Origin of the sequence: Actinophytocola sp., assembly GCF_036002505.1 — a bacterium.
Taxonomy (GTDB): domain Bacteria; phylum Actinomycetota; class Actinomycetes; order Mycobacteriales; family Pseudonocardiaceae; genus DASYTH01.
Genome location: NZ_DASYTH010000368.1, coordinates 1 through 16,125 on the forward strand (window position 1 = coordinate 1; position 16,125 = coordinate 16,125).

A 16,125-nucleotide genomic window follows, 5' to 3' on the forward strand; every position below is an offset into this window, starting at 1 on the left:
TTAAGCAGCGGCTCAGCACGTGCTACCCAAGGCCGATGGTGTGCCGGTGGTGCGGGACCTCGGCGATACCTCGGTGTCCATTGTGGAGTGGGTGAGATGAAGGGGGCCTTCGTCACGCTCGGCGTGAGGGAGGCCCCCTTCATCGCACGACTGCCGAGCCACTGGAGTTCCTGGCGTCACCACGGTCCCATCAGCAACAACAACCACTCAGGTGATCTTGAAACAGCCGTGGGGAACTGACCGACCCTCGGAACAACCGTGCCCCTTGAGAGGGAACGGGCAGCGGCCAGCGCGTGGTTACTTGGGCAGCGGGCTAAACACAGTGAGCACGGGTCTCGCAGGTCTGCCCGGCGGGGGCGCTCGCCGTCAGCCGCCGCTCGACACCCCAGGCCCGAGATCGCCTGGAACGTGAAATCGCAGAACGGAGTTTCTCATGAAGCACATCTCCTTGGGTGGACTGGACGTCTCCCGGATCGGGCTGGGCGCCATGTCGATGTCCGGCTTCTACAACGTCGGGGAGGGCAGCGACGCCGAGTCAATTCCGTTCTGCTTGGCTGATGGGGTCGCCGGTTGTGGAGCAGATTTGGGCGGCGACGCGTTCCGGGTCGATGTCCCACAGTCTGCGGTCACCGGTGGCGGCAGCGAGGATGTGGCCGTTGGGGCTGAAGGCCAGGCTCCAGGTGGTTTGCCGGGAGCGGTCCAGGCTGGCGAGAGGCTGAGGGGTGGTGCGGGTCGGCGATGTTCCAGATCTGGATCTGGCCTTGTTGCCGCCGACCAGAATCGTGATGTCCGGGCTGAAGGCCAGGGATTGGATATGGCCGTCCAGACCGGTGATCTCCGCACCGATCGGCACGGGTTGGTTGCGGTGGTGAGGTCCCCGGCGGGGCCGCCGTACGTTGTCAGACACTCGTTTGGCGGCCTGCTGTCGGTTCCGCCGCGTGGTGCCGGTCAGCGTCCGCCCGGGCCAGCCAAGGTGCCGTCGGGGAGTCGGCGATAGCGGGACAGGAAGTCGTCCCACAGCTTGTAGCCAAGGTCTTTGGGCCAGAAGTGGCCGATGTCGCCGTTGACGGTCCAGCGGTACTCGGCGACGCCGTCGCGGTAGACGTCGGTGGTGTACCGGCCGTCGACCTCGACGGTGGGTGGTCCGGCGTTCTTGTTGACGGCTTTCCGCCAGAAGAGCTTGGCTGCGGCTTCGCCGGCGGTGCCGCCGGGGTAGTCGGTGGGGACCTCGTTCACGCCGCGGCACTGCCATACCGGCAGGGGTACGTCGGTGCGCACGATGGGGTTTGTGTAGCTGGTGGCGTTGAGGTGTCCGGAGTAGCAGGGCGCGATGGCGGCGAACAGGTGCGGGTACTGCACGGCGAGGCGGTTGGTGAACGCCGCGCCCTGGGAGACGCCGGTGACGATGACGCGGGTGGTGTCCACGGCGAACCGGGTGGTGACATCGGCGAGGATGCCGAGGGTTACGGCCACGTCGGGGTTGGCGGCGTCGATGCTGCCGCTGAAGCCGATGTTGGCTCCGGTCACCGGTTCGGCTTGGGGGTATACGACGATGAAGCCGCGCGCTTCGGCGACCTCGTGCCATCCGGTCTGCTGGGCCAGGTAGCGGCCGGATCCATTGCGGCCGTGGAAGGCCAGCACCAGGGGCAGGGTTCGGCCGTGCGTGGTCAGCTTGCGGTAGTTGCTGGGCAGGTACACCAGCCAGCGGCGGGTCTGGCCGGCGAGCGTGGCGGTGTATTCGGTGAGCCGCATCTGCTTGGCGGTCCGGAACGGCACGAGGTGTCCGTTGACGGAGTCCTGGTCGGTGAAGCGCAGGGTGGGGCGGAACATGTCGCGCCAGATCGCGCGGGCCACGCTGATGCCGCCGAGGGTGAACGGGTCGCGCAGGTGGGAGACGCGGACCTGGGCCAAGGGGTTGGTGGGGTTGCGGTAGACGGTGGTGTCGAAGTCGCGTCCGCCATCGTGCCGGGCTCGGGTGCCGACGCCGTTGGCGCGCTTCCAGTATTCGACCTGCCGGTGCTCGTCGGCGGTGGGCTGGCGGCCGGTGATGAACGTCCAGCTCGCCATCGTGGTGGTCCGCAGCCGTGCGCTCGCGGTCTGGTAGAAGTCGGCCGGCGCGCCACCGGTGAGGCTGGCGACGGCGACGTACCGGGGTGAGTTGATCGCGGCGACCTCGTTGGCGACCGCGGCGCCCGCACCTTCGCCGACCAGGTACGTGTTGACCGCGCTGCCTTGGTAGGCGCCGCGGACCGCGTCGGTGACCGCGGTGACGAAGCCGATGTCGTCGGTCCGGCCTGGGTCCAGGTGGGTGTTCCAGGAGCCGTTCAGCGCGCTGGGAAAGGCGGCGATGAAGCCTTCTTCCTCGGCCACCCGGGTCCACTGTGTACGGAGCGCGTGGCCGCGTGCGGTTTCGCCGTCGGCGTGCAGGATCACCACGATCGGGTTGTTCTTGGGATCCGCGACCCGGTATGCGGGTTGGTCGCTGGGGACGTACAGGGCGTACTGCCGGGTCACGCCGTCGACCATCAGCGCCTGGTCCAGCAGCGGCTGCAGGGCCGGCTCGGCCGGATACGCGTACGCGGTCGCGGGCGCCGCGACGGTCGATCCGGTCAGGCAGGCCATCGCGACCACGGCTGCGCGTAGACGGTGTTTTCTTCCTTGGCTCGATGGCGCAGCGCCAGTCATAGGGACGCCTCGACGGCCTGCATCAAGGCGCGCAGGTAGCCGTAGCCGTGCGCGTAGGCCTGCTTCCCGCCCGGGTCGTCGGGGTGGTCGGGGACATGGTCCGGGTCGACGTTGTAGGAGTAGTCCTCCTCGGCCAGGATGCGGATGATCCGGGCGTGGTCGATGTCACCCTCGTCCGGCCAGACCTCCATGAAGTCGTCGCGCCGTCCGATGATGTTTCGCAGGTGGATGTTGAAGACGCGCTTGGTGCGGGCCAGCCGCCGCACGATGTCATAGATCTCGCGCTGTGGGTCCCACAGCATCTCGGCGAGCGTGCCGACGCAGAGGTTGAGCCCGTGGTAGGGGCTCTTGTGCAGGGACAGGAAGGTGAACAGGCCCTTGCCGCCGGGGACGCTCAGGACGTTGGTGATGCCGCGGTAGCCGCCGGGCGGGGTCCCCGGATCTTGTGGGTGGCAGGCCGCGCGCACCTTGAACTGGTGGGCCACGGGTATCACCCGCTGGACGAAGTAGTCGATGCGTTCCCAGAAGGTGTCCGCGTCCACGACGCCGGCGCGGGTCAGCGGCTCATCGCGGGGCAGGTCGGCGGCGCGGAACTGTTCGTACACCGAGCCGCCGCGGCCGGGCACCTCACCGGTGCGCAGCACGCCGAGGAGGCTCATGTTGTATTTGAAGCCGGGTACGCCGGCGATCGCGCAGGCCTCGATCATCTTGTGGATGTCGTCGATGTCCCGGTCGCGCTCCGGACTCTTGCCGAGCATGATCGCCGGTCGGGGGTCGCGGTCGATGAGCGACGAGGTGAGGAACGGCAGGGCCACCATGTCCAGCGTGACACCGTTCTGCTCGGCGAACTCGCGGGTCTGCTCGACCTCCGACGGCAGCCAGTAGCCGCGGCCCTCGGCGAGTGGGGGCGTGGGCGGGTAGCCCACCCAGTGGGTCACGCCGTGCCTGGTGAACTCCTGCAGTACCGCCGCGGTTGCCGCTCTGCGCTGGGTGCCGACGTACATCTTGAGCTTGCGGTGCGGTTGATGCCGTTCGCCACCTGAGGCTTGAGCCGGCGACGCGGGACTTCCCAGGAGTGTCCCCGCCCCCGCGACGGCCGCGGCCGTCCCGCCCCGTTGGATGAACGCTCTGCGATCGATCGACTGGCCCATGGGGACCCTCCATAAGAAAGTGGGGATCATTCGGACGTGCCTGCGCGCCCTCGGAGCAGGGCGATGCGTCAACGAGGCCTGGCCCGGATCTGTCGGCGCCCCCCGTTGGGGCGAGGGCAACGCCGTAACACGTCCGGACGTCGTTTCGATTTGGTGACCGGTACGTTAAGCACCACTTGCCATGCTGATCAAACACAGCTTTGGCATCGTCCGATACCTTTTCGGCATCTCGCCGCCTACGCGGCGACCAGCGCCAGGAGGGCCGCCAGCGCTGGGTTTTCGTTGGTGGTCCGCCAGACGCAGTGCAGGGTGACGGTGTCTTCCTCGACGTCCGCGACGTCGAGGAACGTGAGGTTCTCCAGCCGAAGGGCCGAGGCGGAACGCGGCACGAGGGCCACGCCAAGGCCGGCGTTCACGACGGCCAGCACGGTGTGGACCTGGCTGATGTGCTGCACGTAGCGGGGCATCGCTCGGGCCCGGCGGAAGGCCGCGACGACCAGCTCGTAGAAATACCACGCCTCGGACGGTGAGTAGGTCACCACATCGTGCTCGGCGACGTCGGCGAGGCGGGGTGGACGGCCGATGCTGGTGAGCGGGTGCCCGCGGGGAACGGCCAGGACGAGCGAGTCGGTGTGGACCAGCCGGGAGGTGAGCACCTCGGACCGGGGGACCTGGCGCACCAGCCCGACCTCGATCTCGCCGGCCAGGATGGCGTCGAGCTGGGCGCGGGTGACCATCTCGTGCAGCACGAGGTCAACCTCGGGCAGGTGCTCCGCGGCGACGGCGATCCAGTGCCCGAGCACGGTATGCGCCGACACGGCGGTGAAGCCGATCCGGATGGATCCGGCCGTGCCGGCCGCGACGCGGCGGGCGAGCAGGGGAGCGGTGGCGGCGAGGTTGAGCACCCGCCGGGCCTCGCCGAGGAACACGCGTCCGGCCGGGGTGAGCGTCACGCCGGTGGGGGTGCGCTCGAAGAGAACGATGCCGATGCTGTGCTCGAGCCGCTGCACCTGGCGGCTCAGCGGCGGCTGGGTCATCTGCAGCCGGGCGGCGGCCCGGCCGACGTGGCCTTCCTCGGCGACGGCCACGAAGCCCCGTAGCTGATCGAGGGTGTACATCGACACCTCCCGCGCGCGATGCCGAAAAGGTATCAGGCGATGCCAAACCTGTGTTGGATCGGTATCGCGCTGGCGGCTTAACGTACCGGTCATCTCATCGAAACGGAGTTCGAAGGCATGACGCGTTACGCCCCGGAGGAGATTCAGCAGGTGCTGGGCGGCGGGCTGCTGTCGTTCCCGGTCACCCACTTCACCGCCGGGCTGGACTTCGACGAGGCGGCGTACCGGGAGAACCTGGGGTGGTTGACGTCGCATCCGGCGGCTGGGTTGTTCGTCGCAGGCGGCACCGGTGAGTTCTTCTCGCTGACGCCTGGTGAGGTCGGGCGGGTGCTGCGGGCGGCGGTGCGGGAGATCGCCGGGGCGGTTCCGGTCATCGCCCCAGCCGGATACGGGACGGCGCAGGCGGTGGAGATGGCCCGCGACGCCGAGGCGGCTGGCGCGGACGCGGTCCTGCTGTTCCCGCCGTACCTGACCGAGATGAGCCAGGACGGCCTGGCCATGCACGTCGAGGCGGTCTGCGCGGCCACGTCGCTGGGCGTGATCGTCTACCACCGGGCCAACGCCGCGTTCGCGGTGTCAACCGTCGATCGACTCGTCCGGACCTGCCCCAATTTTGTGGGCTTCAAGGACGGGGTGGGCGACATCGAGCTGATGACCCGCTTGTACGCGACGGTGGGTGACCGGCTGCTCTACATCGGTGGCTTGCCCACCGCCGAGACGTTCGCGCTGCCGTATCTGGAGCTCGGCGTGACGACCTACTCCTCGGCGATCTTCAACTTCGTGCCGAAGTTCGCGCTCGGGTTCTACGACGCCGTGCGGGCCGGCGACCGGGCCGGCGTCTACGGCCGGCTCAACGAGTTCGTGCTGCCGCTGGTGGAGATCAGGAACCGCCGGCCCGGCTACGCGGTGTCGATCGTCAAGGCCGGCATGCGCGTCATCGGCCGTCCGGCCGGCCCGGTCCGCCCGCCGCTGACCGACCTGACCGCCGACGAGATGATCAAGCTGACCGCCCTCATCGAGAAGCTGGGCTAGGGCCATGACGGCCGTGCTGGTTGACGACGCCGTACCGGTCGTGACGGACATGCGGGTCGTGCCGGTCGCCGGCCACGACTCGATGCTGCTCAACCTCAGCGGCGCGCACGGCCCGTTCTTCACCCGCAACCTCGTCATCCTCACCGACGCGACCGGGCACGTCGGGGCCGGCGAGGTGCCGGGCGGCGAGGCCATCACCCAGACCCTGCGGGAAGCGCGCGACCTCGTGGTGGGTCAACCGATCGCGCGGTACCACGCCGTCCTCGGCACGGTGCGGCGCCGGTTCGCCGACCGCGACGCGGGCGGGCGTGGCCGGCATACGTACGACCAGCGTACGACCGTGCACGCCGTCACCGCCCTGGAAGCGGCACTGTTGGACCTGCTCGGGCAGTTCCTGCACGTCCCGGTGGCCGCGCTGCTCGGGGACGGGCAGCAGCGCACCACCGTCCCGACCCTTGGCTACCTGTTCTTCGTCGGCGACCGGAACAAGACCGACCTGCCATACCGCGGCGAGCCGGACGCGCCCGACGACTGGCTGCGCCTGCGCCATGAGCCGGCGCTCACCGCGGACACGATCGTCGCCCAGGCAGAGGCCGCCCAGGCCCGGTACGGCTTTCGCGACTTCAAGCTCAAAGGTGGCGTGCTGCCCGGACGGCTGGAGGTCGAGGCGGTTACCGCGTTGGCCGCCCGGTTCCCTCAGGCCCGCATCACGCTCGACCCCAACGGCGGCTGGCCGCTGCGGGACGCGATCGTGCTGTGCCGGGACCTGGGCGGCGTGCTCGCCTACGCCGAAGACCCTTGCGGCGCCGAGGGCAGCTACTCCGCCCGCGAGGTAATGGCCGAATTCCGGCGCGCCACCGGGCTGCGTACCGCTACCAACATGATCGCCACGGACTGGCGCGAACTGGCCCACGCCGTACGCGCCAACGCCATCGACATCCCCTTGGCCGACCCGCACTTCTGGACCATGAACGGGTCGGTACGCGTCGCCCAACTCTGCCAGGCGTGGGGACTGACCTGGGGATCGCACTCCAACAACCACTTCGACGTGTCGCTGGCGATGTTCACCCACGTCGCGGCCGCCGCGCCGGGCGACATCACGGCCATCGACACGCACTGGATCTGGCAGGACGGCCAGCGGCTCACCAAGCAGCCGTTGACCATCGCCGACGGCCTCATCAGGGTCCCGACCGCGCCCGGGCTCGGAGTCGAGCTCGACCTCGAACAGGTCGAGGCGGCCCACGAGCTGTACCTGAAGCAGGGACTCGACGGACGTGACGACGCCGTGGCCATGCAGTACCTCATTCCGAATTGGACGTTCGACCCCAAGCGACCCTGCCTCTCCGCTCTCTACGAGGAGTCGTCATGAGTGAGTCCCATGCCCGCCGGCGCGTCCTGGCCGTCCTCGCCGCGGCCGCCGTGCTGCCTGTCGCCGCCTGCGGTGGTGTCAAGGGCGGCAGCCAAGACGCCGGCCGCGACTACCCCACCCGGGCAGTCAACTTCACCGTCCCGTTCGCGGCCGGCGGCAGCGGCGACCTGATCAGCCGGGCCGTCGCAAAGGCGGCCGAGAAGCCCCTCGGGCAGTCGATCGTCATCACCAACAAGCCCGGCGCCAACGGCGCGGTCGGCGGCAAGGAGGTCCTGGCCTCGACGCCGGACGGCTACAACCTCGCTCTGGCGGTCAAGTCGCTGTTCGCGATAACGCCGCTCGTGGTCAAGGACCCCACCGCGATCCAGCCCGACAAGATGGAGATCGTGGCCACCCTGGTCCAGGAGGACTACGTCCTGGTCGTCAACGCGGCCTCACCGTACAAGACGCTCGAAGACCTGGTGAAGGCGCCGTCCGTCAAGTACGCGACCGCCGGCGTCGGCACCGGCAGCCAGCTGTCCCAGGCGCTGCTGTTCAAGGGCGCCGGCACCACGGCGACCGACGTGCCGTTCGACGGCGGCGCGCCCGCGGTTACCGCCCTGCTCGGCAACCAACTCGACGCCACGTCCGGTTCGCTGGCTGAGACGATGGAGCAGATCAAGGCCGGCAAGCTGCGCCCGTTGGCCATCTTCTCCACCAAGCGCAGCGAGTTCCTGCCCGACGTGCCCACGGCCAAGGAGAAGGGTTACGACGTCGTGGTCGACCAGCGGCGGTTCATCATCGCGCCGCCCGGCCTGCCCGAGGCCGTCTCCACCAAGCTGGAGCAGTCGTTCGCCGAGGCGCGCAAGGACCCGGCGTACGAGAAGTTCCTGAAGGACAACTACATGGAGCGCTGGGAGGTCTCCGACGAGCAGGCGCGGCAGCACCTGAAGGACTCTGCCGCGCAGTTCGCGTCGCTGACGCAGAAGTTCGGCCTCACCTTCACGTCATGACCGTCGACCGGTCCGCCCCACCCGAGGCGTCCGAGCAACCCGACGAGGACTGGCCCCGGCGCGGGGGTCCGGTCCTCGGCGCCGTCGCCGGCGCGATCCCCCTCGGGCTCGGCCTGGCCACCCTGTGGTACGCCCGGGGCCTCGGCTTCGGGCGGCTGGGCAACCCGGGGCCGGGGCTGTGGCCGAGCATCGTCGCGGTGCTGCTGGTCCTCGCCGGCGCGGTCATCGCGGCCCGGGCCCGGGTGGCACGCGACACCGAGGCGTTCACCCGGAGCACGGCGGCAGTCGTCATCGGCGCGGCCAGCCTGGCGGTGTACACCTACCTGTTCGAGCTCGTCGGCTTCGAGATCCCCACGCTGCTGCTGCTAGCGCTGTGGCTGCGGTTCCTGGGCGGCGAGAGCTGGCGCGTCACCGCGGCGGTTTCGGTGCTGGCGACCGCGGGCGCGTACGCGTTGTTCATCACCGGACTCGGCGTACCGCTGCCGCACCTGATCGGGGACTGACATGAAGCTTGCGGAATGGCGGGCGAGGGAGTTGGCCCACCGTGACGAGGGTAGGCCGAGGAACGAGGTCTGCCCGAGGAGCGGTCCGGTGACCGGCCACCTGAGGCGACCCACGACATCGGCCAACATTCCCGAGCTGAGGGACTGACATGGACGTGGGTTCCGTGTTGTCCGGGTTCGCGGTGGCGTTCGAGCCGCAGAACCTGCTGTACTGCGTGATCGGCGTGACCCTGGGCATGCTCGTGGGTGTCCTGCCCGGTCTCGGCCCGGCCGCCACCATCGCGATCCTGCTGCCGATCACGTACAACATCGAACCCGCGCCCGCGGTCATCATGCTCGCGGGGATCTTCTACGGCGCCCAGTACGGCGGCACCATCACCTCGGTCCTGCTCCGGCTGCCCGGCGAAGCGTCCACAGTGGTCACCGCGCTGGACGGGTACCCGATGGCCCGCCAGGGCAAGGCCGGCTCCGCGCTCGGGATCGCGGCGATCGGCTCGTTCATCGGCGGCACCGCCTCGATCATCCTGCTGACCCTCATCGCCCCGCTCGTCGCTGACGCCGCCCTGGAGTTCGGCCCGGCCGAGTACACCGTGCTGGCCCTGATCGGCATCCTCCTGGTCGCCACCCTCGGCAACGGCGCCCTCATCAAGAGCGTCGCGGCCGCGGGCGTCGGCCTGCTGCTCGCCACGGTGGGCCTGGACCCGCTGATGGGCAGCCCACGGTTCACCTTCGGCAGCGACCAGTTGGCCGACGGCATCGACTTCGTCATCGTCGCGATGGGCCTGTTCGGTGTGGGGGAGATCCTCTACAACCTCGAACACCGGCTCCGCCCGCAGCCGGCCGTACTTTCGTTCGGCCGGGCCATCCCGCGGCGGCTGGAGTGGCTGGCGTCCCGGATGGCGATCCTGCGCGGCTCGGTCGTCGGGTTCGTCCTCGGCGTGCTGCCCGGCGGCGGCGCCACCATGTCCTCGCTCGTCGCGTACGCCGTGGAGAAGCGTTCCGCCAAGGACCCGTCCCGCTTCGGCAATGGCGCTATCGAGGGCGTCGCCGGACCGGAAAGCGCCAACAACGCCGCGGCGACGTCGTCGTTCATACCCTTGCTGACGCTCGGTATCCCGGCCAACGCCACCATGGCGGTCCTGTTTGGAGCATTGCTGCTGCAGGGCATCCCGCCCGGACCGCAGCTCATCGTCGACCACCCCGACGTGTTCTGGGGCGTCGTCAACTCCATGTATCTGGGCAACCTCATCCTGCTGCTACTCAGCATCCCGCTGATCGGTGTGTTCGTACGGCTTCTGCGGGTCCGGGCCGGGATCCTCGCGCCCCTCACCGTGCTGGTCACCATGATCGGCGTCTACAGCATCCGTAACAACGCCTTCGACATGTTCCTCGTCATCGCCTTCGGCATCCTCGGCTACGGCATGAAGAAGCTCGGCTTCGAACCCGGGCCCTTCGTCCTGGCGTTCGTACTCGGCAAGCTCCTCGAATCCTCATTTCGCCGGTCGATGCGCCTGTTCGACGGCAATGTCCTCGGCTTCTTCCACCGCCCGGTCTCGGCGGTCCTCGTCGCTGTCCTGCTGGTCACTGTCGTGGTGGTCCCCGTCCTGCGGATGGTCCGCAGCCGCCAGGCAGCACGGGTTACACGCGGGCCGAACCAGGTCTAGGCCGTCCGTCCGAAACAGCAGAACGCAGCGAGGGCCACTATGACGACCCCGGTCGCGCAGCGATTTCCAGCCGGGATCGTCGGCGGCAGCCGGGGCGGACCGCATCGATCGCGTTCGTCTCACGCTTGTCCGACTGCCCCTCAACACGGCGATCAGCGATGCGAAGGTGCTCACCGGCATGTAGAAACCGCTGACCGAAGTCGCCGTCCTGGTCGCCGAGATCGCTACGGCAGGCGGGCACAACGGTCCGGCTGTTTGGCCACTCATTCTCGGGGACGCCCATATTGCGAAGCTGCTGGAGGTAAATAGCGTAGTGGGTCATTGCCTTCGTCTCCCCCACGTCCGAACCGCCGGTGGTTTGGTGATTAGGGGCGAAGATTCGCGCCCGCAGTGCCTGTTGACAGTCGATGAGGTCACGCATGCCGTTGTTGCGGAAGTTCGCTGTCCCGACTGCCGCCGAGAAGAAGTCCATGGGTGCCATGATCTTCAGGATGTCGGTGATGCGCTCTCCGTCGGCGGGGGTGCTCTCCGGCCACGGCTGTTTCAAGATCACCTGAGTGGTTGCTTGTTGCTGATGGGACTGTAGTGACGCCAGGTACTCCAGTGGCTCGAAGTCGTGCGACGAAGGACGCTTTCCTCACGCTCAGCGTGACAAAGGACGCCTTCATCGCACTCACTCCACAGTGGACACTGAGGTATCGCCGAGGTCTCGCACCACCGGCACACCATCGGCCTTGGGTAGCACGTGCTGAGCCGCTGCTTAAACGATCTTGAGTGCGCCACGAGCGCGGAGGGGAGCCTGCATGTAGGTAGGGCTTCGTGATGCGGTGTTGTGCGGGTGATGAAGGTTGTGGCCCTTCGGCGTCGCCCTGCGGGGGGGAGGCGTCAAACCGCCTCATGCTGCGTTGGCTGAAGACCGTCGTGGTGAGCGATGAGGAAAAGGCGCCCGGGAGGTGTCAGGTGGGGACCAGGAAGACGAGCGCAAGCGAACCGCTGTTGACGTGTCGAAACGTTGAGGATGACATCGAAACCGGAGAGGTCAAGAGTTTCCGGGATGAGCCTGGCGGGTGCCCGTTTATTGGCCAGGTGGTGTCCGGCATGTAGGCGGCGTGAGTCTGGTCTGCGGCTCCTGCACGAAACGTGGGAAGGCGAGAGTCGATACTGCGTGTCCGCGCCGGTGACGGTGTGGGTGGGCGAGAGGGAGCGCGCCGAACGGCGGAAACCGGAGGCGCTGAGTACCGTTGCGGCTTCGGTCGTGGTGGGGATGCCGAGTTCGTTTCTTAACTGGCCACCTGAGGCGCTCGGTCAGACTTGAGTGGCACAAACTCCAACTGGGTCAGATTCGATGGCACACGAACAAGATTGAATGTCAACGGACAAGTGGGAAGGCTGGCCCGACGCTATGGCTTCGGTGTTTTCGGCAACGAATGCTGGCCCCACTTCGGCAGGTTGGTTCGGCTCCATCCGTGGCCGGCTCCAGAGAGGCATGGAGGGGCGGGATGCGCTGCTCGAAGCTGGGTTGGTCTCCCGACCGCCGGTCCCCGGGGTGGGGCCGAAGGTCGTTGCCGAGGGTGGGGCCAGAGGAACCTGCTGAAAGCAGGCTTCGGCCTCTTTCCGAGCCGTCGGCCCGGCCGGAACAGTTTCACGCAGGTAGGGCGCGCGGCCGGTGACCGGGTTGATGCCGGCGTCGACGAGCACCCGCAGCGACTGCTGGGCAGCCGGCTGACCGGCCCGCGCCGCACCAGACCATCATCGAGAGGGGTATGAATGTCACGATCCATGCCACCCGACGGTCCTCTGTAGACGGATGATGGTCATCTCACCAGCTCAGCAGGGGCGCCTCGGCAGGATTTGAATCTGCGCTCCCGCCTCCGGAGCCGGCTGGCCGGCGCGACGGCGGGTCAGGTGCTGGCGGGTTGGGTGTGGATGGTGTCGCGGGTGACCGGTTGGCCGCAGTGGTGGCAGACGAAGTCGACCTGGACCGGTTGGCCGCAGGTGTGTCGGTGGGTGAGGGACGGGGTGTCGACCGCCCATTTGTCGCCCCACTGGGAGAGGGCGAGCATGACCGGGAAGAGTTCCCGGCCGGCCTGGGTGAGGTGGTACTCGTGGCGAGGCGGATGCTCGCTGTACTGCCGGCGCTCGATGACCCCGGCTGCCTCCAGTTTCCGCAGTCGGTCGGCGAGCATGTCACGGGACGCGCCCATGTAGCCGGCGATGCGGGCGAAGCGGTGCACGCCGTAGCCGATCTCGCGCAGGGCCAGTAGCGACCACCGTTCGCCGAGGACGCCCAGAGCCGCTGCGAGTGAGCAGGGACGGACTCCCAGGGGCAGGTCGGCCAGGCGGATGCCGGGCCGTGTCTCGGAGTCGGTCATGACCCCAGCCTAGACCAGTGTGTTGCCTTTTCCAACTCACTGGTCTAGCGTGACTGCCAGTCGGTAGGAAATCACAACACACCGTTTCCTCGGTGAGTCTGGGAGTCCATGATGAAGACAGCTCGGCCGGTGGCAGTGGTGACCGGTGCGTCATCCGGTATCGGGAAGGCAGCCGCGCTCGGGCTGGTCGCAGCGGGTTTCGACGTGGTCGGCACGAGCCGCGACACCTCGCGCGTCGCCCCGCTCGACGGCGTGACGTTCCGCGATCTCGACGTGGCCAGCGACACGTCGGTCTCCGCCGCGGTCGGGCAGGTGATCGAGCGGTTCGGGCGGATCGACGTCCTGGTCAACAACGCCGGCATGGGCTCGATCGGTGCCGTTGAGGAAAGTTCGGTCGCGCAGGCCCAAGACCTCTTCAACGTCAACGTCTTCGGTGTGATGCGCATGACCAAGGCCGTCCTGCCGCACATGCGCGCTCAAGGACGCGGGCGCATCATCAACCTCTCCTCCGTGGTCGGCTTCCTCCCCTCGCCTTACATGGCCGCCTACTCCGCCTCCAAGCATGCGATTGAGGGATATTCGGAGTCCTTGGACCACGAGGTCCGGGAGTACGGCGTCCGGGCGCTGCTCGTCGAGCCCGCCTACACCAGGACCGGATTCGAGGCCAACAGCCCGCGGCCGGACACGCCCCTGCCGGTCTACGCGGACCAGCGGCGCGCCTTCGACCGCATGATGGAGACAGCGATCAAGGACGGCGACGACCCCGCCGTTGTCGCCAAGGTGATCGTCGCGGCAGCGACCGACGCGAAGCCGAAGTTGCGCTACACCGCCGGCACCGTGGCCGGACGCGCCAGCACACTGCGTCGCGTCGTTCCCGCCTGGGCCTTCGACAGGCAGATCCGCAAACTCAACCAGCTCACTGGTTGACACCCGCCGCCCGGCAAACCCCACCAGCCGAGCACGGCAAGAAGAACGAGGCGCACGTGGAGCGGTCCCATGGCGTCCCGGCGGTAGGAAATCACAACGCACCAGCGACGGGGTGCGGATGACCCAGCAGCTATCGGAGACCGCAGCGGCGCCGCCGCTGGGGCGGCACGCGGCTGTGGTGCTGGCGCTCACCAGTGCGGTGGTCTTCATGGTGTTCCTGGACGTCACGATCGTGAACGTCGCGTTCGAGACGATCAGCCGCGATCTGCACGCCGGCGCGAGCCGTCTGGCGTGGGTGCTCAACGCCTACAGCCTCACGTTCGCCGCGCTGGTGGTACCGACCGCTCTTGCCCTGCTGCTGGTGGAGGTGCCGCCGATGCGGCGGCCGGTTGCGGTCGCCACTCAGGCGGCGATGCGGCGGCCGCCGCCGTGGGCCCGACGACCGGTGCGCAGCTCATCGAGTACGGCAGCTGGCGGTGGGTGTTTCTGGTCAGCGTGCCGATCGGAGTGCTGGTGACCCTCGCCGGACGCTGGCTGCTGCGGGAAAGCCGCGACCCGTGCGCCCGCGGCATTCCGGATCCGACCGGCGCGCTGCTGGTCGCCGCCATCCCAGCACTGCTGAGCTTCTCGGTCATCGAGGGGCCGGCCTGGGGTTGGGACAACCGGTGGGTGGTGGCCGGGTTCGGGCTCGCCGCGCTGCTGCTGCCGGTGCTCGGCTGGCGCAGCGCCACCGCCCGCAACCCGGCGCTGGACCTCGAGCTGTTTCGGATCCGGCAGTACGGCTGATCAACGCCGCCAGCCTGCTGTTCGCTACCGCGTTCTACGGCATGCTGCTGGCCAACATCGTCTTCCTGCAGGCCGTGTGGCACTTCTCGGTGCTAGAGGCCGCGCTGGCCAGCGCACCCGGACCGGTCATGGTCGCGGTGCTCGCCCGGCTCGCGGGCCGATTGGCGGGCCGGGTCGGTTCCGGGCCGTGCTGCTCGCCGGCGCGGCCTGCTGGGCCCTGGCCAGCGCCGCGTTCGCGCTCGTGATCGGCCTGTCCCCGCAGTGGACCACGCACTGGCTTCCACTGGCGCTGCTCACCGGTCTGGCCATCGGGCTGACCCTGCCGGTGCAGTCCGGTGCCGCGGTCGCCTCGCTGCCGCCCGCGCGCTTCGGTCTCGGCTCGGCCATCAACGCCAGCTTCCGCCAGCTCGGCGCCGTGCTCGGCGTCAGCCTGTTCGTCGCGCTGGTCGGCGACACCCGCACCGCCACCGCCGCCGACTACCACCGCACCTGGTGGGTCCTCGGCGCCGTTGGCCTGGCCAGCGGCCTGGTCCTGCTGTCGCCACGGCTCACCCCACGCCGCACCGTGCGGGCAACAGATCAACACCCGTTCCATCCCACGCCCCCGATGAATCCGCCTCAAGGAGACGAACATGTCGACCATCACCACCACCGAACCCGGTATCAGGATCCCCGGAACGAGTAGCCGTTTCCTCGACCCGACCGGGTCGGGCGACCAACGGCAGGGCCGGCTGCGCTACCTCACCGGTGGCAGCGGCGCGCCACTGGTCATGCTGCACACCGTGCGCACCCAGGCCGAGCACTTCCGCCACCTCATCCCGCTGGTCCAGCAGCGATACACCGTGTACGCGCTCGACCTACCAGGCATGGGCTACTCGCAGATCGTGCCCGGCGCCTCCTACGACGAACCCGCCATGCGCGCAGCCGTCACACGACTGGTCACCCAGCTCGATCTGCGCGATGTGACTCTGCTCGGCGAGTCGATGGGGGCCGTGCTCGCCCTCACCACCGCGGCCGACCTCGCCGACCGCATCCGGCGCGTCGTGGCGGTCAATGCCTACGACTACGCCGGCGGAATCGCCAGATCCAGCCTCCTGGCACGACTGATCGTTACCGGCGTCATCGCACCCGGGGTGGGCCCGATGCTCTCCCGGCTGGAACCCAAACCCGTCATGCGCGCGATCCTGACCGGCGGCCTCGCCGACCCGACCGCGCTGCGCGAGGACTACCTGGACGAACTCCTCAACGTCGGCCACCACCCGGGCTACCCGACCGTCGCCCGCGCCGTGTACCGCAACCTGCCCAGTCTCGTCGCGGCTCGCGCCCGCTACCCCGAGGTCATCGCACCCGTCCACCTCATCTACGGGGACAAGGACTGGTCCCGATCTTCAGATCGGCAGGCCAACAGGCGACAGCTGCCCGACGCCGAGTTCACCCAGATCCCCAACGCCGGCCACTTCATCGCCCTGGAACGGCCTGGCGTGCCAGCCGACGTGCTGAACTCGGTGGCATGACCCGACTGGCGG

The 16,125-nt window shown here is 68.6% G+C and carries 16 protein-coding genes; 10 read left to right on the forward strand and 6 right to left on the reverse strand.

Annotated elements, in window-relative coordinates; genetic code table 11:
- Positions 1–535 precede the first annotated feature (535 nt).
- From VGR06_RS32315 to VGR06_RS32330, 4 genes are all read right to left on the reverse strand, one after another.
- Complete coding sequence (locus tag VGR06_RS32315; RefSeq protein WP_327562971.1) at positions 536–853, reverse strand: hypothetical protein; 318 nt, start codon at positions 851–853, stop codon at positions 536–538.
- Between the two features lie 95 nt (positions 854–948).
- Positions 949–2,622, reverse strand: coding sequence for an alpha/beta hydrolase family esterase (locus VGR06_RS32320; RefSeq protein ID WP_327562972.1), 1,674 nt, complete (start codon positions 2,620–2,622; stop codon positions 949–951).
- 59 nt (positions 2,623–2,681) lie between these two features.
- Positions 2,682–3,836: a mannonate dehydratase gene (locus VGR06_RS32325; protein ID WP_327562973.1), complete on the reverse strand. Its 1,155-nt coding sequence runs from the start codon at positions 3,834–3,836 to the stop codon at positions 2,682–2,684.
- A 236-nt stretch (positions 3,837–4,072) separates the two neighbouring features.
- Positions 4,073–4,954, reverse strand: coding sequence for a LysR substrate-binding domain-containing protein (locus VGR06_RS32330; RefSeq protein ID WP_327562974.1), 882 nt, complete (start codon positions 4,952–4,954; stop codon positions 4,073–4,075).
- A 117-nt stretch (positions 4,955–5,071) separates the two neighbouring features.
- On the opposite strand from VGR06_RS32330, the gene kdgD reads away from it, so the two are divergent.
- The 5 genes from kdgD to VGR06_RS32355 all read left to right on the forward strand — a co-directional run bounded on the left by kdgD (position 5,072) and on the right by VGR06_RS32355 (position 10,514).
- Complete coding sequence (kdgD, locus tag VGR06_RS32335; RefSeq protein WP_327562975.1) at positions 5,072–5,986, forward strand: 5-dehydro-4-deoxyglucarate dehydratase; 915 nt, start codon at positions 5,072–5,074, stop codon at positions 5,984–5,986.
- 4 nt (positions 5,987–5,990) lie between these two features.
- Positions 5,991–7,355, forward strand: coding sequence for an enolase C-terminal domain-like protein (locus VGR06_RS32340; RefSeq protein ID WP_327562976.1), 1,365 nt, complete (start codon positions 5,991–5,993; stop codon positions 7,353–7,355).
- Entirely contained in the window at positions 7,352–8,347 is a 996-nt protein-coding gene (locus VGR06_RS32345; protein ID WP_327562977.1) for a tripartite tricarboxylate transporter substrate binding protein, read from the forward strand. The genes VGR06_RS32340 and VGR06_RS32345 overlap by 4 nt, the downstream gene beginning before the upstream one ends.
- The gene (locus VGR06_RS32350; RefSeq protein ID WP_327562978.1) at positions 8,344–8,850 is read left to right on the forward strand and encodes a tripartite tricarboxylate transporter TctB family protein; all 507 of its coding nucleotides are present in this window, start codon (positions 8,344–8,346) and stop codon (positions 8,848–8,850) included. The genes VGR06_RS32345 and VGR06_RS32350 overlap by 4 nt, the downstream gene beginning before the upstream one ends.
- A 149-nt stretch (positions 8,851–8,999) precedes the next feature.
- Entirely contained in the window at positions 9,000–10,514 is a 1,515-nt protein-coding gene (locus VGR06_RS32355) for a tripartite tricarboxylate transporter permease (RefSeq protein WP_327562979.1), read from the forward strand.
- 37 nt (positions 10,515–10,551) lie between these two features.
- Here the strand turns inward: VGR06_RS32355 and VGR06_RS32360 are convergent, their stop codons facing one another.
- Positions 10,552–11,067 (reverse strand): hypothetical protein, encoded by a 516-nt coding sequence (locus VGR06_RS32360; RefSeq protein WP_327562980.1) that lies wholly within the window; start codon positions 11,065–11,067, stop codon positions 10,552–10,554.
- 1,348 nt (positions 11,068–12,415) lie between these two features.
- Positions 12,416–12,886, reverse strand: a complete 471-nt coding sequence (locus VGR06_RS32365) for a helix-turn-helix domain-containing protein (protein WP_327562981.1) — start codon at positions 12,884–12,886, stop codon at positions 12,416–12,418.
- A gap of 111 nt (positions 12,887–12,997) precedes the next feature.
- On the opposite strand from VGR06_RS32365, the gene VGR06_RS32370 reads away from it, so the two are divergent.
- From VGR06_RS32370 to VGR06_RS32390, 5 genes are all read left to right on the forward strand, one after another.
- On the forward strand, positions 12,998–13,813 hold the full coding sequence (locus VGR06_RS32370; protein ID WP_327562982.1) for an oxidoreductase: 816 nt from the start codon (positions 12,998–13,000) through the stop codon (positions 13,811–13,813).
- Between the two features lie 118 nt (positions 13,814–13,931).
- Complete coding sequence (locus VGR06_RS32375) at positions 13,932–14,330, forward strand: hypothetical protein (protein WP_327562983.1); 399 nt, start codon at positions 13,932–13,934, stop codon at positions 14,328–14,330.
- Positions 14,327–14,599 (forward strand): hypothetical protein, encoded by a 273-nt coding sequence (locus tag VGR06_RS32380; RefSeq protein ID WP_327562984.1) that lies wholly within the window; start codon positions 14,327–14,329, stop codon positions 14,597–14,599. Before VGR06_RS32375 ends, VGR06_RS32380 begins: the two co-directional genes overlap by 4 nt.
- Positions 14,600–14,786: 187 nt before the next feature.
- The gene (locus tag VGR06_RS32385) at positions 14,787–15,284 is read left to right on the forward strand and encodes an MFS transporter (protein WP_327562985.1); all 498 of its coding nucleotides are present in this window, start codon (positions 14,787–14,789) and stop codon (positions 15,282–15,284) included.
- Positions 15,232–16,113, forward strand: coding sequence for an alpha/beta fold hydrolase (locus VGR06_RS32390; protein WP_327562986.1), 882 nt, complete (start codon positions 15,232–15,234; stop codon positions 16,111–16,113). Before VGR06_RS32385 ends, VGR06_RS32390 begins: the two co-directional genes overlap by 53 nt.
- The last annotated feature ends 12 nt before the right edge of the window (positions 16,114–16,125 follow it).

What these genes read in the sequence shown, in the direction of transcription:
- VGR06_RS32320 (WP_327562972.1), bottom strand. Translation starts at nt 2,622, where the DNA reads ATGGCCTGCCTGACCGGATCGACCGTCGCGGCGCCCGCGACCGCGTAC.
- VGR06_RS32325 (WP_327562973.1), bottom strand. Translation starts at nt 3,836, where the DNA reads ATGGGCCAGTCGATCGATCGCAGAGCGTTCATCCAACGGGGCGGGACG.
- VGR06_RS32330 (WP_327562974.1), bottom strand. Translation starts at nt 4,954, where the DNA reads ATGTACACCCTCGATCAGCTACGGGGCTTCGTGGCCGTCGCCGAGGAA.
- kdgD (WP_327562975.1), top strand. Translation starts at nt 5,072, where the DNA reads ATGACGCGTTACGCCCCGGAGGAGATTCAGCAGGTGCTGGGCGGCGGG.
- VGR06_RS32340 (WP_327562976.1), top strand. Translation starts at nt 5,991, where the DNA reads ATGACGGCCGTGCTGGTTGACGACGCCGTACCGGTCGTGACGGACATG.
- VGR06_RS32345 (WP_327562977.1), top strand. Translation starts at nt 7,352, where the DNA reads ATGAGTGAGTCCCATGCCCGCCGGCGCGTCCTGGCCGTCCTCGCCGCG.
- VGR06_RS32350 (WP_327562978.1), top strand. Translation starts at nt 8,344, where the DNA reads ATGACCGTCGACCGGTCCGCCCCACCCGAGGCGTCCGAGCAACCCGAC.
- VGR06_RS32355 (WP_327562979.1), top strand. Translation starts at nt 9,000, where the DNA reads ATGGACGTGGGTTCCGTGTTGTCCGGGTTCGCGGTGGCGTTCGAGCCG.
- VGR06_RS32365 (WP_327562981.1), bottom strand. Translation starts at nt 12,886, where the DNA reads ATGACCGACTCCGAGACACGGCCCGGCATCCGCCTGGCCGACCTGCCC.
- VGR06_RS32370 (WP_327562982.1), top strand. Translation starts at nt 12,998, where the DNA reads ATGAAGACAGCTCGGCCGGTGGCAGTGGTGACCGGTGCGTCATCCGGT.
- VGR06_RS32375 (WP_327562983.1), top strand. Translation starts at nt 13,932, where the DNA reads ATGACCCAGCAGCTATCGGAGACCGCAGCGGCGCCGCCGCTGGGGCGG.
- VGR06_RS32390 (WP_327562986.1), top strand. Translation starts at nt 15,232, where the DNA reads ATGTCGACCATCACCACCACCGAACCCGGTATCAGGATCCCCGGAACG.